The organism is Thalassoglobus neptunius, from assembly GCF_007859735.1.
GTDB lineage: Bacteria > Planctomycetota > Planctomycetia > Planctomycetales > Planctomycetaceae > Thalassoglobus > Thalassoglobus neptunius.
In genome coordinates this window covers 40,897-56,847 of the sequence record NZ_SIHI01000004.1, presented here as the reverse complement: position 1 = coordinate 56,847, position 15,951 = coordinate 40,897, and the positions used below count along the sequence as shown (strand labels likewise).

General features: G+C 52.8%; 11 protein-coding genes. 7 read left to right on the top strand and 4 right to left on the bottom strand.

Going from position 1 to position 15,951, the window contains the following annotated elements; genetic code table 11:
- The first annotated feature begins 50 nt into the window (after positions 1-50).
- Entirely contained in the window at positions 51-1,439 is a 1,389-nt protein-coding gene (gene rho / locus KOR42_RS13280) for a transcription termination factor Rho (RefSeq protein ID WP_146510317.1), read from the top strand.
- A 323-nt stretch (positions 1,440-1,762) separates the two neighbouring features.
- The gene (locus KOR42_RS13275; protein WP_197441154.1) at positions 1,763-2,860 is read left to right on the top strand and encodes a calcium/sodium antiporter; all 1,098 of its coding nucleotides are present in this window, start codon (positions 1,763-1,765) and stop codon (positions 2,858-2,860) included.
- 106 nt (positions 2,861-2,966) lie between these two features.
- Here KOR42_RS13275 and KOR42_RS13270 read toward each other — a convergent pair whose 3' ends face one another.
- Both KOR42_RS13270 and KOR42_RS13265 read right to left on the bottom strand, forming a co-directional pair.
- Entirely contained in the window at positions 2,967-3,752 is a 786-nt protein-coding gene (locus tag KOR42_RS13270) for a hypothetical protein (RefSeq protein WP_146510316.1), read from the bottom strand.
- A 380-nt stretch (positions 3,753-4,132) separates the two neighbouring features.
- On the bottom strand, positions 4,133-4,789 hold the full coding sequence (locus KOR42_RS13265) for a hypothetical protein (RefSeq protein ID WP_146510315.1): 657 nt from the start codon (positions 4,787-4,789) through the stop codon (positions 4,133-4,135).
- Between the two features lie 371 nt (positions 4,790-5,160).
- On the opposite strand from KOR42_RS13265, the gene KOR42_RS13260 reads away from it, so the two are divergent.
- Positions 5,161-5,670: a hypothetical protein gene (locus tag KOR42_RS13260; protein WP_146510314.1), complete on the top strand. Its 510-nt coding sequence runs from the start codon at positions 5,161-5,163 to the stop codon at positions 5,668-5,670.
- Positions 5,671-6,092: 422 nt separating this feature from the next.
- Here KOR42_RS13260 and gnd read toward each other — a convergent pair whose 3' ends face one another.
- Positions 6,093-7,559 carry a decarboxylating NADP(+)-dependent phosphogluconate dehydrogenase gene (gene gnd / locus KOR42_RS13255; protein WP_146510313.1) on the bottom strand — a complete coding sequence of 489 codons (1,467 nt, stop codon included), beginning with the start codon at positions 7,557-7,559 and terminating at the stop codon, positions 6,093-6,095.
- Positions 7,560-7,788: 229 nt separating this feature from the next.
- On the opposite strand from gnd, the gene KOR42_RS13250 reads away from it, so the two are divergent.
- The 3 genes from KOR42_RS13250 to KOR42_RS13240 all read left to right on the top strand — a co-directional run bounded on the left by KOR42_RS13250 (position 7,789) and on the right by KOR42_RS13240 (position 12,825).
- Entirely contained in the window at positions 7,789-10,584 is a 2,796-nt protein-coding gene (locus tag KOR42_RS13250; protein ID WP_197441153.1) for a PSD1 and planctomycete cytochrome C domain-containing protein, read from the top strand.
- Between the two features lie 184 nt (positions 10,585-10,768).
- Positions 10,769-12,151, top strand: a complete 1,383-nt coding sequence (locus tag KOR42_RS13245; RefSeq protein WP_197441152.1) for a DUF1501 domain-containing protein — start codon at positions 10,769-10,771, stop codon at positions 12,149-12,151.
- Positions 12,152-12,507: 356 nt separating this feature from the next.
- Positions 12,508-12,825 (top strand): hypothetical protein, encoded by a 318-nt coding sequence (locus KOR42_RS13240; protein WP_146510311.1) that lies wholly within the window; start codon positions 12,508-12,510, stop codon positions 12,823-12,825.
- 353 nt (positions 12,826-13,178) lie between these two features.
- Here KOR42_RS13240 and KOR42_RS13235 read toward each other — a convergent pair whose 3' ends face one another.
- Positions 13,179-14,105 (bottom strand): DMT family transporter, encoded by a 927-nt coding sequence (locus tag KOR42_RS13235; protein WP_231740911.1) that lies wholly within the window; start codon positions 14,103-14,105, stop codon positions 13,179-13,181.
- A gap of 340 nt (positions 14,106-14,445) precedes the next feature.
- Here KOR42_RS13235 and KOR42_RS13230 point away from each other — a divergent pair, with 340 nt between their 5' ends.
- A complete protein-coding gene (locus KOR42_RS13230; protein ID WP_197441150.1) occupies positions 14,446-15,915 on the top strand; it encodes a sulfatase in 1,470 nt (489 codons plus the stop codon).
- Positions 15,916-15,951: the final 36 nt, after the last annotated feature.

Sequence of the window (15,951 nt, the reverse complement as noted above, 5' to 3'; positions counted from 1 at the left end):
ATCCCATCCAGGGCCCCAGAATTTCCTCTCTACATTGTCCCGAGAATATCATGTCGAAATCAACAACTTCAGGTCGCTCAAAGGATGTCGCCGACGTCGTTGGCCAGAAGTCGTCCGACGGCGATCAAGCCATCTATGATCCTGCCAACTCTCACTACGAAGATGCCAAGCAGTCCGACATTCACATCGCAGCATTGCAGCGAATGACGGTCAAAGAATTGTTCGAATTGGCAAAGCAGGAAAAAGTCACCGACTATCAGGGGCTCAAAAAACAGGATCTCATCTTCCGGATCCTCAAAGAGCGGACCAAGATGAATGGTCTGATGTTCGGTGAAGGAACGCTCGAGATTCTTCCGGACGGATTCGGTTTTCTGCGCAGCCCGGACTATCACTATCTTCCCTGTCCGGACGACATTTACGTTTCGCCGAGTCAGATTCGTCGGTTTGGATTGCGGACCGGTGCGACTGTCGCTGGGCAAATTCGCCCGCCCAAAGAGAACGAACGCTACTTCGCTCTCTTGCGAGTCGAAGCGATCAACGGGCAGGATCCCAATCTCGTTTCCGAAAAAGTTCCGTTTGACGATCTCACACCGCTGCACCCCAAAGATCGTCTCCATCTGTCAGATGATCAGGCAGAAATCAGTACACGCGTCGTCGACATCGTGTCACCGATCGGATTCGGTCAGAGAGGATTGATCGTCTCTCCTCCGCGTGCCGGGAAAACCGTGTTATTGCAAAAGCTCGCGCAAGCAGTGATCCAAAACCATCCGGATGTTTACGTCATCATGTTGCTGATTGATGAACGTCCGGAAGAAGTGACTGAGATGGAACGGCAGGTCAAAAGCGACAACTGTGAAGTCGTTTCAAGTACGTTTGATGAACCGCCCAGCCGCCACATTCAAGTTGCGGAAATGGTCATCGAAAAAGCGAAGCGGATGGTGGAATACGGCGAAAACGTCGTGATTTTCCTCGACTCAATCACGCGTTTGGCCCGTGCGTATAATACGGAATGTCCCAATTCCGGAAAGATTCTGACTGGTGGTGTCGATGCCAACGCGCTTCAGCATCCGAAACGTTTCTTCGGAGCTGCCCGGGCAGTAGATGAAGGCGGAAGCTTGACGATTATCGCGACCGCACTTGTCGATACCGGTTCCAAAATGGATGAGGTGATCTTCGAAGAGTTCAAAGGAACAGGAAACACGGAGCTGCATCTCGACCGTCGAATGGTCGAAAAACGCGTCTGGCCAGCGATTGACGTCAATAAGTCAGGCACACGCCGGGAAGAACTTCTAATGGGTGAAGACGAGCTTCGACTTGTCTGGATTCTCAGACGTGTCCTCAATGACATGAACCCGGTCGAAGCGATGGAACTCCTCACCAATCGTATGAAACGTACGAAGACGAATGAGGAATTCCTGCAGTCGATGAATCTGACTTAGCCATTCAGGACTCGATCATCAATTGTCATGAACAGCTGCTCCTGCTTTGCGGGATCGCTGTCGCACGGTCGCAGTAATACGGATGGAGAATCACGGTCGCTGTCGAGTGGCGAAGAATCTGCGCTCTCAAGGATCGGCGCCCTCTTTCTGTCTTCTGCTTTCTGTCCTGTGCCGGTGACTCTCTGAATGTGAGCTTTTCTCAAGGGGTATGAGTGATGAGTCTTAAGCGCATCACGACCGCGCATTGAGTTGCACTCTTTCACTGAGAAAGCGGTATGCTATGTTCTGAGAGTTCCTGAGTTGATGACTGGAAGGAGTCTGGCGTGGCGATTTTGATGCTCGTGGTCGGATTGATCGTTTTGACCGGAGGAGCAGAACTTCTGGTTCGAGGAGCTTCGAAACTCGCTGTCTCGTTCGGAGTTTCCCCGTTGGTCGTCGGGCTGACAGTCGTCTCGTTTGGAACGAGCGCGCCCGAACTGGTCGTCTGTCTGCAATCCGCTTTAAGTGGTCAACCCGATGTCGCGCTGGGGAACATCGTCGGCAGCAACATCTTCAACATTCTTCTGATTCTGGGCCTGTCCGCAATCATCGTTCCTCTGCACGTTTCACAGCAGCTTGTTCGAGTCGAAGTCCCCTTAATGATTGGCCTGTCGGCTCTTGTCTGGCTGATGGCCTTCAACGGAAGCATCAGTCGACTGGATGGGTTGATTCTCTCGACGGGGCTGGTGGCTTATACGCTCTGGGCGATCATCAAGAGTCGACGAGAGCAGGGGGCGATTCAGGCGGAATACGAAGCGGAATTCGGTCAGGTGGAAAGATCGTCAACACTGAAAAGCGGTCTGATCAATGGAGTGATGCTTCTCGCGGGGCTGATTCTGTTGGTGGTGGGAGCGCGGTGGTTTGTCGAGGCGGCCGTCACGATTTCGCGAAGCCTTGGAGTCTCAGAATTGATCATCGGTCTGACCATCGTCGCTGCCGGAACGTCACTTCCAGAAGCTGCGACGTCAGTGATGGCTGCCATTCGAGGTGAGCGCGACATCGCGGTTGGGAATGCGATTGGAAGCAACCTTTTCAATATCATGGCGGTGCTCGGGATCTCCAGCTTGGTCTCACCCATTGGAGTTCCCGTGCCTGAAGCAGCGCTTCACCTTGATCTCCCCGTCATGGTTGCCGTCGCAGTGGCATGCCTTCCGATCTTCTTTACCGGGCATTTGATTTCAAGATGGGAAGGAATTCTGTTCTTCAGCTATTACCTAATCTATACCGCGTCGATGGTGATCTCGGCCGCTGTTCCTGAGCTTGAACGCACTTTTGAATATGTGATCTTTGGAATCGTTGTCCCGCTCACACTGATCACGATCGCAGTCGGAGTAATTCGCTCCATCAAGGCCAAACAGCCAGAGGGCGAAGCGTCGAATTGAGTCACAAGTTGAGCCTGTGAAGATTCACCGATTGACCGATTCCGCGAAGCGGTGATCCAAGCAAGAGCATGAATTCACGTGCGTTCAGTGATTCGATGAGATCCGGTTAGGTTCCGGTGAACATGTTCTTGACTCCACCACCGCCACCACCATTGCTGATGGCCAGGACCACGTGGACGTCATTCCCGTTGGGAGTAATTTTTCGCACGCGGAAGACTGTTCCTCGGTCGTAAAGAATTTCCGCCTGTCCAGCATGGGCTGTTCGGAACCGCCATGTTTTCGGATGATCATTCTTCATCATGGCTCGCTCGTTGGCGTTGGAGTAGAGGGAGCCACCGGAAATGTTGATCCCTCCACGCCCGTAGATCGCAATTTTCACGTATCGATCATTCGGGCCGGGGTTTTCAACTCCGTTGACGAGGAGCTGTCGGTTCTCACTCGCTGAGAGAAAAGCATCGTCGCGAACACGGTCACCGACCACGATGTGGGGAGCAGCTGCCGCGCCCCACGGCATGTTGTCGGCCGGTTTGTAAGTCATCAGTCGATAGGTCACTCGGTAATCGTTGTCCCAGTTTTGTTGATGATAAACCTGGAAGACCTGATCGAGTCTCGTGGCATTGGCGTTGGGGGCTCCGGCGCGACAGGAATTGTTAATCGTCGTGGAGTCCATCGTGTAGTCGCGGACGGCATTCACGACCTGTTGACGTTGCACTGCAGTGAGCAGTCCCAGTTGCGCGGTATACCGAAGTTCGACCTGCTGAGTGATTGTTCTTGCACGCTTCTTCGATTGACCTTTTGCTATCTTCAGAGAGAGGGAGTCGATCTCAGAGGCAGTTAATGGTTGGCCAGCTGCGAGTTTCGCGAGGAGTTGTCTTTCAGTCTTCTTGGGCATCGACTCTGAGTTCCTAAAAGCAGAGGAAGTGTGGACTGTTGCAATCTCTTGAACGGAGCGCGTCGCGAAATTTCACCAGCGGAAGAGAATCTTCCTTTTCGGTGGGGGGAGATCAAGCGAGCATCGGAAGCTTAGTTTACGATTCGGCAGCAAAGAGCAGGGTTTTCGGCGTCAGGATGAGTTTGGCGCGACCAACAGTCGAAATGCAAGTTGCATCACAATCGCAGTCAGGTTTGCCGACGAATTTTCCGAGTGGAATTAATGAGAATTTGAGAGATCGGTGAGAGGAACAGTCCTTGAGCGCGGAACTGTTTCAGATGAGGTGAAGTTTCGATTGTAGTGAAGTCTTTAATGTGTCAGAAACGGATGCCAGAGAATCATCACGTTGTACGTTTCAACATCACTGATCCGACCCAGGTTGGTGTCGTGATTGTGGAGCTGGCTTTTTGAGTCTTAGAGCCATATCGCTTTCGTTTTCCCCAGAAATCGACGTCGATCGTATCACGAGCGGCGTAATCGAACCGTCTGTCCTTATCGATCTTGATGACGTGAACACTGCCATCCCACGGATCACAAACGGTCGCGTAAGTCGAGCCCCAAAACTTTCGAACAGTATCAATGAGAACCCAGTGGCGGGAAGTTCCCCCTTTCCACTGCACCAGAATGATCACGGGAGACACACTGACCGTCGGTCCCCAGCCTTCTGAAACTCCGACGTTCTTGACAATTTCATTGTTCATCTGATCGATGTTGGGAGAGGTAAACGTCCAGCCTTTCATGTTGAGCGAGTCATCGTTCAGCAAGCTGATCATTTTGTTTCCGGTCAGTCCCGCGTCCCCGAGCGGATTGGCGCCAAACAGAGTTTTGGCTTTGGCCATCATGTCGTCTTCGCCATACATCGCGGTCACTTTTGGCTTAAGCTTATTGATCTTGAAAGCTGCCATGATGATGCATGCAAGACCGCAGGAAATGTTCTGCTCCTGTGCAAAGCAAAGATGCACGTCACCAAACCGCGTGAACCGACTGAACCATGCCATGTCATGCCCTCATTGTTGAAACAACCATCGCGGTCTAGCACAAATTCTCTGACCTTGCCTGTCAGTTGTAGCACGCGAAGAGAGAAGCGTCTATCTGTCATGCCTTCCGTCGGGGGAACGAGAGGATTCGTAACACCTCTTGGAATCTCAACGCATTGGGCTTTTTCTTCATCAACAAATGGGGCGGAGGACTGGACGTTTCTCGCCCACGTTGATTGTTCAGGTCTCAGAAATTGCCGCTGATCCACGAAGAATGACCCGGTTTTCGTCTCTTCGTGTGATCGGCACGCAGCATGCATTACCGAGATTTGGACTGCTGGAATCGCAAAATTAATCAAGGAAAAATCATGGTTCGGTGTGAGGAGAAGACAATGAACGATCGAGAAAAGCTGATCAACCTGACGGGCGTCTGTTTGCTCGCCCTTTGCCTTTTAGCACTCTCCGTCCAGGCTCAAGGACAGGACGACGCGCAAGCTTCGCCATCTCAGAAGAGTCCAGTTCGCGAATTGAAAGCGAACGAACTTGAAGGGACCTATCGCATTATCAAAGGAGAGATGGACGGGAAGGAAATGAAGCCGGAAGAATTGAAAGCGCAGCGGGTGGTGTTTACGGATCAACAGATCAAAACTCTGGATGCCGAAGACGGCGAGTTGTACGTGGCGAAGTTCCAACTTCAACCGCATGAACTCGGCGCTCATATTGTCATGGAGAGTATTAAGCCTCCGATGCCTGGCATCGCGGCGGTTGGTCTGATTCAGAAAGACGAAGATGTCGTCAAGCTCATCTATGGTTTCCCAAACGCTGAGGCACCGGACGACTTCAAGACACAGAAGGGGCAACATATGTTTGTCATGCTCAAGCAATCTGATCCGAAAGCGTAAAAGCCTGCAGCAGTGATTCCTGCGAATTAGATCGTGCAAATGAGAACGTGCACGTAACGAGCGGGACTCGAAGCAGAAGGCGATGATCAGACAGACAGGCTGGCTCCGAGGAACACTTTAAGTTCGCTCTCTGTTCTGGTGAGCTGGTGCCGAAGTCGGTTCGAAGCGGACTTTGTGAAGACACCGTCGTCGAACGCAGATTGAGGAGAGGCTGGACGAAAGTTTCAGAGGGAAATCACAACCCCCGCTTCCGGATTCGTACAGTCTTCTCCACGAATTCGGAGTGGGGTTTGTGTCGTCTTGAATCTGCTTCACGGAGAATGTGAGCGAATCAATAGAAAAAGCTCCGACAGCGAGAATTGCTGTCGGAGCTTTTTCTGAAGCTTGTCGCGTCCGAGTATGGGAACGCTTTGAAATCTGCTCTATGTCAAGTTTCGCTCACGAATCCAGTCAGTGTGGAATGTTTCACCGCGAGGAGTGTCGATTCGCTCGTAAGTGTGAGCACCGAAGTAGTCTCGCTGAGCCTGGAGCAAGTTGGCAGGCAATCGGTCCCGACGGTATCCATCGTAGTAGGTGAGGGCGGCACTGAATCCGGGAACGGGAAGTCCCATGTTGACAGCTGTGGCGACAACTCGACGCCAGGCTGGCTGAGCCTGATTGATGGCTTTCTTGAAGAAGTCATCGAGCAGCAGGTTTTCGAGTTGCGGATTCTTGTCGAAGGCAGCTTTGATGTCTTCGAGGAAGACCGATCGAATGATACATCCTCCACGCCAGAGCAGGGCGATGTTGCCGTTGTTCAGCTTCCATCCAAACTCGGCTGCCGCAGCATCGAGTTGAACGTAGCCTTGGGCGTAGCTGACGAGTTTCGAAGCGTAGAGTGCCTGACGGACGTCTTCGATGAACTGGTCTCGGTCTCCGTCGAAAGTGACGTCCGGGCCGGTGAGCACTTCCGAAGCACGAACTCGTGCGTCTTTCTGACCGGAGAGGCACCGGGCGTAAACAGCTTCGGTGATGAGAGTCGTCGGCACACCCAGATCGAGGGCATGCTGACTCATCCATTTCCCGGTTCCCTTCTGCTTTGCAGTGTCGAGGATCATGTCGACGAGATCGTTCCCGGTCTTTTCGTCTTTGACGGTGAAGATGTCTCGTGTGATCTCAATCAGATAACTCGCGAGTTCCCCTTGGTTCCAGCTCTTGAAGACCTGATAGAGTTCTTCGTTCGAGAGGTTCAGGGTGTGCTTGAGAATGAAGTACGCCTCGCAGATCAGCTGCATGTCGCCGTACTCGATCCCATTGTGGACCATTTTGACGTAGTGACCCGCACCATCTTCCCCGACCCAGTCGCAGCAGGGAATGTCGTCGTTCGGGCCGACTTTCGCGGAGATCGATTGCAGGATGTCTTTGACGTGTGGCCACGCGTCGACGTGTCCACCGGGCATGATCGATGGACCTTTGAGGGCTCCTTCTTCTCCGCCGGAGACACCCGTTCCGATGAACTGGAATCCTTCTTCACGCAGTTCTTTCGATCGACGATTTGTGTCGACGAAGTCGCTGTTTCCGCCGTCGATGATAATATCGCCGGGTTCGAGGAGGCCCTTCAGCTGTTGGATGACAGCGTCGACGGGTCCACCTGCCTTGACCATGATCATGACACGGCGTGGACGCTTGAGCGAAGCGACAAAGTCTTCGATTTCCTTGTAACCATGAACCCGGTCTGCAGTTCCCTCCCAGACTTTATCGACGGGCTCGTCTTTGAGTCCGCCAACGAACTCATCCATCGTTTCCGTCGTTCGGTTGTAAACTGCGACTGAGAAACCGTGATTGGCCATGTTGAGTACGAGATTCTGGCCCATCACAGCCAGACCGATGAGTCCGATGTCGTTTTGCATTGTTTGGAAGGCAACCAGTTTAGAGTTTGCGATCAGTATCTGTTCATCCGAAAAATGAACTTTAATAACTCGATGCGCAGCGGTCGAGGATTGGGTCCGGATCTGAGGCGAATTCATTCGAAAATGAAACAAGATTCTCCGCATGTTTGTTCGATGCGCAATTCATTTCTGATATGATTTGCGATTGGTTTCGTTCCGTAATTCAGATTGTCGTGAAGAGCAGATGTTCATGTCCTGCAAAGCGTTCCGTCTCGTCTGCTTGTTGTTGGGGCTGATGAGTGGATGGAATTCCACAGGTCTCGCGGAAGCGCCCTCGGTAGGGGAAAAGCTGTTCGCCCTGAAGGTTCAGCCGATTTTTCAAGAAAAATGTGCTGGCTGTCACAGCGAGAGCGCAGATTCCATCGAGAGTGGTTTTCTGCTGGACACCCGAGAACAACTCCTCGCAGGTGGGGACTCCTGGGGCGATTCGGTCGTCGTTCCCGGAGAAATTGAGGACAGCTATTTGCTCGGAATGCTTTCTCGAGAGGAAGAAGGATTCGAAATGCCTCCGAAAGAGGCGGAAAAGCTGACAGAAGAAGAGGTTTGGGCGATTCGCGATTGGATTCAAGAGGGCGCGCCGTGGCCCGATGATGAACGCATCGCGGGGATTTATCGCGATTTTGCGGAAGGGGTTGTCGTTCAGACATCTGGCGGATTGAGTGAATCGTGGACGAATCGAAAGTACGATCCGGAGGATCTTTGGGCATTTCAGCCGATCCAGACCGAATTTCCAGAGCTGTCGGATGCCTGCAAATGCTCGCCTGTCGATTCTTTCATTGATCAGCAACTGGACGAACGGGGCATCCTTTCCGCTCCGCGTGCTTCGCGGCAGGTGCTCATTCGTCGGGCAACATTTGACTTGCTGGGACTTCCTCCAACTCCGGCGGAAGTGCAGGAGTTCGTGGATGATCCTCGGGACGACAACGAAGCCTTCGCGGCGCTCGTCGACCGCCTTCTCGAAAGTCCTCACTATGGCGAGCAATGGGGCCGTCACTGGTTGGATGTCGTGCGGTATGCAGACAGTTCCGGGTTTGCCAACGACTACGAACGCCCGAACGCATGGCGTTTCCGAGACTATGTCGTTCGAGCTTTCAACGCTGACAAGCCGTTTGACAAATTCATTCAGGAACAGATCGCCGGGGACGAGCTGGCGGAAGCCAATGGAGATGAGTTGACCCAGGAGCAGCGCACCGAGCTTCTGGTTGCATCCGGGTTCCTTCGCATGGGACCGTGGGAGCACACCGGAATGAGTGTGGCGAAAGTGACTCGCCAACTCTTCCTCGATGACATCACCGATACCGTTGGTCAGGTTTTTCTCGGACAGGCTTTGCAATGCTGCCGATGCCATGATCACAAGTTTGATCCAATTCCAACTCGCGATTTCTATTCGGTTCAAGCTGTCTTCGCGACAACTCAATTTGCTGAGATCGAAACCGAGTGGCTCCCCGATGAGAACCTCGCCGGCATGGAAGAAGACAAGAAGTATCACCGACTGAGACACGCTGCGAATGAAAAGGTGTTGCAGGAATTGCATCAAAAGCAAGCGGAATACGAAGCAGAATGGTTTCGTGAAAGAGGAATGCCCTATAAGACCAAAGCAGAAGCGAAGAAGGCGGGGGTTGCTGTCGATGAACTCCCGAATCGGACTTTGAAGACCGCAGAAGAGTTTGGAAAAGAACGAATCGGAAGGAAGTGGCAGCACCGCTTCAATTGGGAATTCGATCGGTACAAGCCCTTCGCCTACTCCACTTACAGCGGGGTGACGCGTACTCCGAAATCGAGCTACAGCCGAATCCCGAAGCCGGACAATCCTTCCAAAGGAGGTGAGTTGGAGAAAACAGCGATTCTCGGTGGAGGCGATCCATTCTCTCCAACGATTCCCGTTCAACCCGGTGTGCTCTCCGCAGTTCCAGGTGCACTCGAAGTATCTTTTCCGGCCAGCCATTCCGGGCGGAGAACAGCCTTTGCACAGTGGGTCGCAGACCCCGAAAACACGCTGACCTCCCGGGTGCTCGTCAATCGCATCTGGGCATTCCATTTCGGTCGAGGCATTGCGGGAAATCCGAACAACTTCGGGACAACCGGCAAGAAGCCGACGCATCCGAAACTGCTCGACTGGCTCGCCACAGAATTCGTGTCAAATGGTTGGTCGATCAAGCATTTGCATCGTGTGATCATGAACACAGACGCCTATTGTCGGTCGACCACACATTTCCATCCGGAGCAACTCAGTTCTGCCGATCCTTCGGGGACGTCTTATGCGGTCTTTCTCCCGCGCCGGTTGGAGGCAGAAGAAATTCGCGACGCAACGCTAAGCGTGTCCGGTGAGTTGAACCCGGCTCTTGGCGGAATTCCAATCCGACCCGATATGAATCTCGAAGCAGCGCTTCAGCCTCGGATGATCATGGGAACATTCGCTCCCAGCTACGTCCCGAATCCCGATCCCAATGACCGGAATCGCCGTTCCATCTATATCCATAAGATTCGCGGCCACCGAATTCCGTTTCTCGAAACGTTCAACCAACCGGGGTCCGAAACAAGTTGTGAGATGCGTGATCAGTCGAACATCACTCCTCAAGTGTTCGCGATGTTGAATGGTCAGGAAGCGAATGATCGAGCCCTCGCGCTGGCAAAACGAGTTCTTGACGAGTGCGACGACGAGCAACAGGTTGTCCGTCAGTTGTTCGAACTTTGCTTCGGACGCCTCCCCACTGATGCCGAGTTGCAAGCGACGCAGCAACATTGGGATCAGATGAACGAACTCCAGAAAGAGCTGCATTTCGAACCAGTCGAGTATCCCGTCGAAGTGGTGCGAGAAGCCGTTGATGAAAACACGGGTGAACGGTTTGAGTTCACGGAGAAACTTTTCGCCTACCAAGACTACATCCCGGACTTGCAGCCTCATCAGGTCGACGCGCGAACACGCGCGCTGGCGGATGTCTGTCTGGTGCTACTGAACTCAAACGAATTTGTTTACGTCTATTAGAGTATTTTCTGATTTGGTGTGCATTCACTCGCACGGGCAAACTCAGCCGATTACCGGATGAAAAAGTTCAAGCGAGTGCACGGGAAAGAGCAACTCGCTCTTAGATTCAGTGGCGAGCCGATTTGGCGACGTTCTCTGAATCGATCATTGATTCAATCCTTCTGTGATTCGTCAGGTATTCACAATGCTACGCAGAGAATTTCTCTACAGCTTGAGCGCAACACTTGGACCAGCTGCGTTTTCGTCGCTGCTTGCCGAAGAGGCGACCAAATCTTCTGGCTCGAGCGGTCCCCACTTTCCTGAAGCGAAAGCCAAGCACTGTATCTTTCTCTACATGGAGGGAGGCCCGTCCCACATCGACACCTTCGATCCCAAGCCGAAGTTGAGCGAACTCCACTTGAAAGAGTTTCAGAGGAGTGGGGAAAAACAGTCGGCAATGAGCAGCGGGAAACGCTACTACGTCGAAAGCCCCTTTAAGTTTCACAAGGTTGGTGAGTCAGGAGCCGACATGTGTGACCGCTGGGAACACCTGCCAAACGTCGCGGATGAGCTGTGCTTTTATCGCGGTTGTCAGGTTGAGTCGGTGAACCATCCGACAGCGAATTATCACGTCAACACCGGAAATCGTTTTGGTGGTGACCCCGCCATCGGGGCGTGGGTGAACTACGGATTAGGAACCGAAAACAAAGACCTTCCGGGATATATTGTTTTGCCAGAGTTGTTTCATCCCCAGGGCGGGTCAGCGAACTGGTCGAACGGATTTCTTCCGACAGCTTTTCAGGGAACGCCGCTTCGCCCGAAAGGGTCTCCGATTCTCGACATCGCCCCTCCTCCCGGAATCACACAGGAGCATCAACGGAAGAATCTCGACTATCTTCAATTCCTCAATCGAAACCATGCCTCACAGCATCCGCAGCACGATGACCTTCGCGCCAGGATGCAAAACTATGAGCTTGCCTTTCGGATGCAGGTGGAAGTTCCGGGGATTCTCAGCCTCGACGACGAAACGGAGAAAACGCTCGAGATGTACGGAGTCGGTCAGGAACCGACGGACAACTTCGGTCGCCGATGTTTGCTCGCGAGGAAACTCGTCGAGAAGGGCGTTCGCTTTGTCCAGTTGTATGCCAGCACCTGGGATTCGCATGATTATCTGGCGAAAGCACACGGAGCATTGATTCCGGCCGTCGATCAACCCATTGCAGCATTGATTCAGGATCTCCGCCAACGCGGTTTGCTCGATGAAACCCTGATCGTGTGGATGGGAGAATTTGGACGCACTCCGGATAATGGGGTCCGGGGTGGAGGGTTGGCTTACGGTCGTGATCACAATCCGGATGCCATGTCGATCTGGATGGCGGGCGGAGGCTGTCGAGCCGGTCACACGATTGGAGCGACCGACGAAATTGGCGCAACTGCGGTCGAAAACGTGCATCACATTCGAGACTTTCATGTGACACTTCTCAGGCTTCTGGGGCTCGATGACAACAAGCTGACGTACTACCACGCTGGGCGATTCAAGCAGTTGAGCCAGTTCGGCGGAGCAACGATTCCAGAGTTAATTGCGTGAACCCTTTGGGTGCGCGGTACTGGATTTTATGCAGATTGTTGGTTAAAATGCCCCATGCGCTTTTCGGAACTGGTCCACAAGTTCTGGCAATCACTACAACAGTGATCCTGTCAACGGGCAGGTCGAAAGATGTTCAACTCAGTCAGTCGCAAGTTGTTCTGGGATGAGTTCGCGAGTACCCGCTGATTGTGACGTTTTCTGAACGTCAACTTTCAAGTATTCGGTCCGGAAGTTGCTTCACCTGATGTTGAAATCGATCGCTCTGACTGAACAACTGAACGTGATGCTTCTGTTGAGGTGCACATGGGCTGTTGTAGGAAGAGGAGAACTGCCAGAGTCAATTGGAAGGGAATACGATGAATCACAATGCAAAATCGGCATCGACCTGGGAAGTCGGTGACTGGGTCATCTACCGCAAACAGAAGCGAAGTACGAGCCCGGGACCGCGTGCAGAAGCTATCCATCCGGACGAACATGGCGAAAAATACACGTACCTGGTTGAGAAGTACTGGGTGGTGGAAGACATCGTCGACGGAGAGCAGCTGAAGCTCGTGACCAAACGCGGAAAACGCCACGAAGTCCCAGTCACTGACCCGCGTCTTCGAGAGCCAAAGTGGTGGGAGAAGTGGATTCTGGCCAAACGTTTCAAGGAAGTTGAAGAAGTCATCGTCTAGAAGAAAGACGACTCAGATCGCTAAAAACGATTGCGAGCAGTCAGAACGAAGCCATCAGAGTGGGGCCCAAGTCAGCGTAATGCACCCATAGAACTGGTGGATGCGCAACCAGTCTGGTCATTCAACGACCATCGGCGGAGTGATTTTCAGTTCGGTGAAGCGGCGGCGCTTCTTTCAAGTATTTACAGGTCGATCGCTCAGAGTTTCTGAGTGGTCGACCTGTTCTCATTCCCGGTCGACGAGATCTCAAAAAAGCTTCAGCCCAGTCACAGGGACTGCCCCAATGATTGGCGGCTTTCAGGCGATTTATTGAGCATGATGCCTCGTTGAGGATGACTCATTGAGGACGACATTTACTTGCGGGCTCGTCTCATGATCATCAGTCCGCCGACAATCATGACTCCTCCCATAATCTGGCTGGGCGAGACCGTTTCTCCTCGGATCATCCACGCGCTGAGCATGGCAATCACGGGAATCAGATTCTGATAAACCGACGCATGAGCCGCTCCCGTCTGGCGAACTCCGAAATTCCACATCGCAAGGGCGAAACCGGTTGAGAAAATTCCGGAGTAGAGGATCGGAAGAAATGCATCAGCCCGAGTGAGTGCGCTGAAGTCATGCAGAACATTCGGGCCAGCGATAAGAAAGTGAAGCGGGAGCATCGAAACGGATGCGACTGCCGAGAGCGTCAGCGGGGACACACTCGTCAAAATCTGTCGACTCTTCACGGTCCCATAGGACCATGTCAGGGCAGCGACGAGCATGATGAGATTTCCGAGAAAGTAACTCGAATCTCCACTGACTCCATTTGTCGCAGTCACCACACACGTCCCGACGAATGCTCCGATCAGTCCCGTCCAGGCCAACCGGCTCAGCCGCTCACCAATGAGAAATCTCGCCAGCAGAGCCGTCCACATCGGAACGCTCGTCATGATCAAAGCGGCGTTTCCCGATGTCGTTCTCGCGATGCCAAGTAAGAACAGCACCTGATACAAACCCGAAGCGATGAACGCATAAACGGCGACGTGCTTCCACATCGAGCGAGATATTGAGGACGGACGAAACGATCCAGCACGAATCGCGATCACGACCAGCACCGCCGCAGAAAGAGTCAGACGACCGGCATTGAATGCGTACACATTCATGTGTTCGAGCCCGATCTTCATCACAGGCATATTGATGCCCCAGATCAGCACCACTCCGAAGAGAGATGCATCTGCGAGCAGCCAGTCGAAATTCGGTCGATCGACAACTTCGGTTTGCGATGGAGGGGCAGACAATGAAAATCCCATGAGTGCGAAAGAGCGTGTGCGGTTGGTGAGATGTCGGGAGGACACCACGTTGGGGGTGTCAGGTTCGCTGAAGATGCCCGATTGTGCAAACCTCTCCCGTTGATCGATGCACGAATTGTCGCAACCTTGGTAGCTGGGGCAACAAGAAAAGCCGAGGATCGCTGATGTGGCTCGATTCGATCAAAAAACGTTGATGTTGAAGTGATGGAATTGCAGCAATGAATTACGATGGTCCAATCTGACGAGGCTTCTGAAGAATTCCTCTGTTCAAGAGACGTTGATTGATCAAACCATTCTTGAGCAGGCTGCGATGATTATGGAGAGGTTCATGCTGACACCAAGAGATGTGCTTCGATCTGTGAATGAGTCCGAATGTGGTTTCATGATGAGGGAAGCATCATCCTGGATGGGCTTCGTGCTCACTCTCTGCTTTCTAATCTCAATGCTTCCGAATTCATCCCGTGCTGAACAGCCTCGAGTGAAGAACGTCCTGTTTTTGATCTCTGACGATCTTAAAGCGAGCGTGCTCGGTTGCTACGGAGATGCGGTCTGTCAGACGCCGAATATCGACCGACTCGCTGAGCGGAGTGTTGTCTTTGATCGAGCGTACTGTCAGGGAACGCTCTGTTTTCCGTCCCGTCAATCGTTCATGTTCAGCAAGTATCAGGGAGTTGGCCCGGTCAATCTCGGGGAACACTTCAAGGCCAACGGATACTACTCTGCGAGAGTTGGCAAGATTTATCACATGGCTGTTCCGGGTGACATTATCGCGGGGACCGATGGCCGAGACCATCCGGAATCGTGGACAGAGAGTTTCAATTCACCGGGGCGTGAAGCTCACACTCCGGGCGATTTTTCGTGCCTGAATCTCAACATTTTCACAACGGAATTGGCAGGGCGGCAATCGACTCAAAACCCTCATCGGATGTTCGTGGCTGTCGAGTACGACGGAGAAGGGGTCGATCAGCCAGATTCCAAGTCAGCCACCAAAGCAATCGAACTTCTCAATGAACATTCAAAGGACCCGTTCTTCTTGGCTGTCGGGTTCGTTCGCCCTCATTATCCGATGGTTGCGCCGCGCCGATACTTTGAACCGTATCCATGGGATGAAATGACCGTTCCGGAGTTCTCTGCGGATGATCTCGACGACATTCCTCGTTTGGGAAGGACCGGAACTGTGTCGACCACCAATCCCATCGGCGAGTATCCGGATAACCAAAAGAGAATGTGGAGTTCTTACTACGCAACAGTCACGTTCATGGACGAACAGGTCGGAAGAGTTCTTGATGAACTGGATCGACTCGGACTTCGCGATTCAACGGCGATCGTCTTCTTGAGTGATCATGGATACCACCTGGGCGAACATGGACTCTGGCAGAAATCGAATCTGCACGAAGAAGTCGTGCGTGTGCCGTTGATGGTCTCTGTTCCCGGTATCAATCCCGGGCGGAGCGAGTCGCTCGTCGAACTGGTCGATCTGTTCCCGACACTCTCTGAACTCGCTGGGTTGGCGATTCCGAATTCGGTTCAGGGAAAGTCGCTGGTCCCTGTTCTTGAAAACCCTCAACTGGAAGTGCGAGATTCCTCTCTGTCATATACCGGAAACGGATTTGGGCTCCGAACGAATGACTGGGCATACATGAAATATAAAGACGGCACCGAAGAACTTTACGACATGAGAGTCGACCCGGACCAACTGACCAATCTCGCGGACTCTCCTGGTCATCAGGAGCAGCGTGATCAACTCGAAGCACTCTTGCACTCACGACTGAAACAGGGCGAGATTGCTACCAACTGAGAAGCGACTGTTTTCGTAGCTCCGCAACTCGCAGTT

Excerpts from the sequence above, each read along its gene's own strand:
- KOR42_RS13260 (WP_146510314.1), top strand. The coding sequence starts at position 5,161 with ATGAACGATCGAGAAAAGCTGATCAACCTGACGGGCGTCTGTTTGCTC.
- rho (WP_146510317.1), top strand. The coding sequence starts at position 51 with ATGTCGAAATCAACAACTTCAGGTCGCTCAAAGGATGTCGCCGACGTC.
- KOR42_RS13250 (WP_197441153.1), top strand. The coding sequence starts at position 7,789 with ATGTCCTGCAAAGCGTTCCGTCTCGTCTGCTTGTTGTTGGGGCTGATG.
- KOR42_RS13230 (WP_197441150.1), top strand. The coding sequence starts at position 14,446 with ATGCTGACACCAAGAGATGTGCTTCGATCTGTGAATGAGTCCGAATGT.
- KOR42_RS13265 (WP_146510315.1), bottom strand. The coding sequence starts at position 4,789 with ATGGCATGGTTCAGTCGGTTCACGCGGTTTGGTGACGTGCATCTTTGC.
- KOR42_RS13270 (WP_146510316.1), bottom strand. The coding sequence starts at position 3,752 with ATGCCCAAGAAGACTGAAAGACAACTCCTCGCGAAACTCGCAGCTGGC.
- KOR42_RS13240 (WP_146510311.1), top strand. The coding sequence starts at position 12,508 with ATGAATCACAATGCAAAATCGGCATCGACCTGGGAAGTCGGTGACTGG.
- gnd (WP_146510313.1), bottom strand. The coding sequence starts at position 7,559 with ATGCAAAACGACATCGGACTCATCGGTCTGGCTGTGATGGGCCAGAAT.
- KOR42_RS13245 (WP_197441152.1), top strand. The coding sequence starts at position 10,769 with ATGCTACGCAGAGAATTTCTCTACAGCTTGAGCGCAACACTTGGACCA.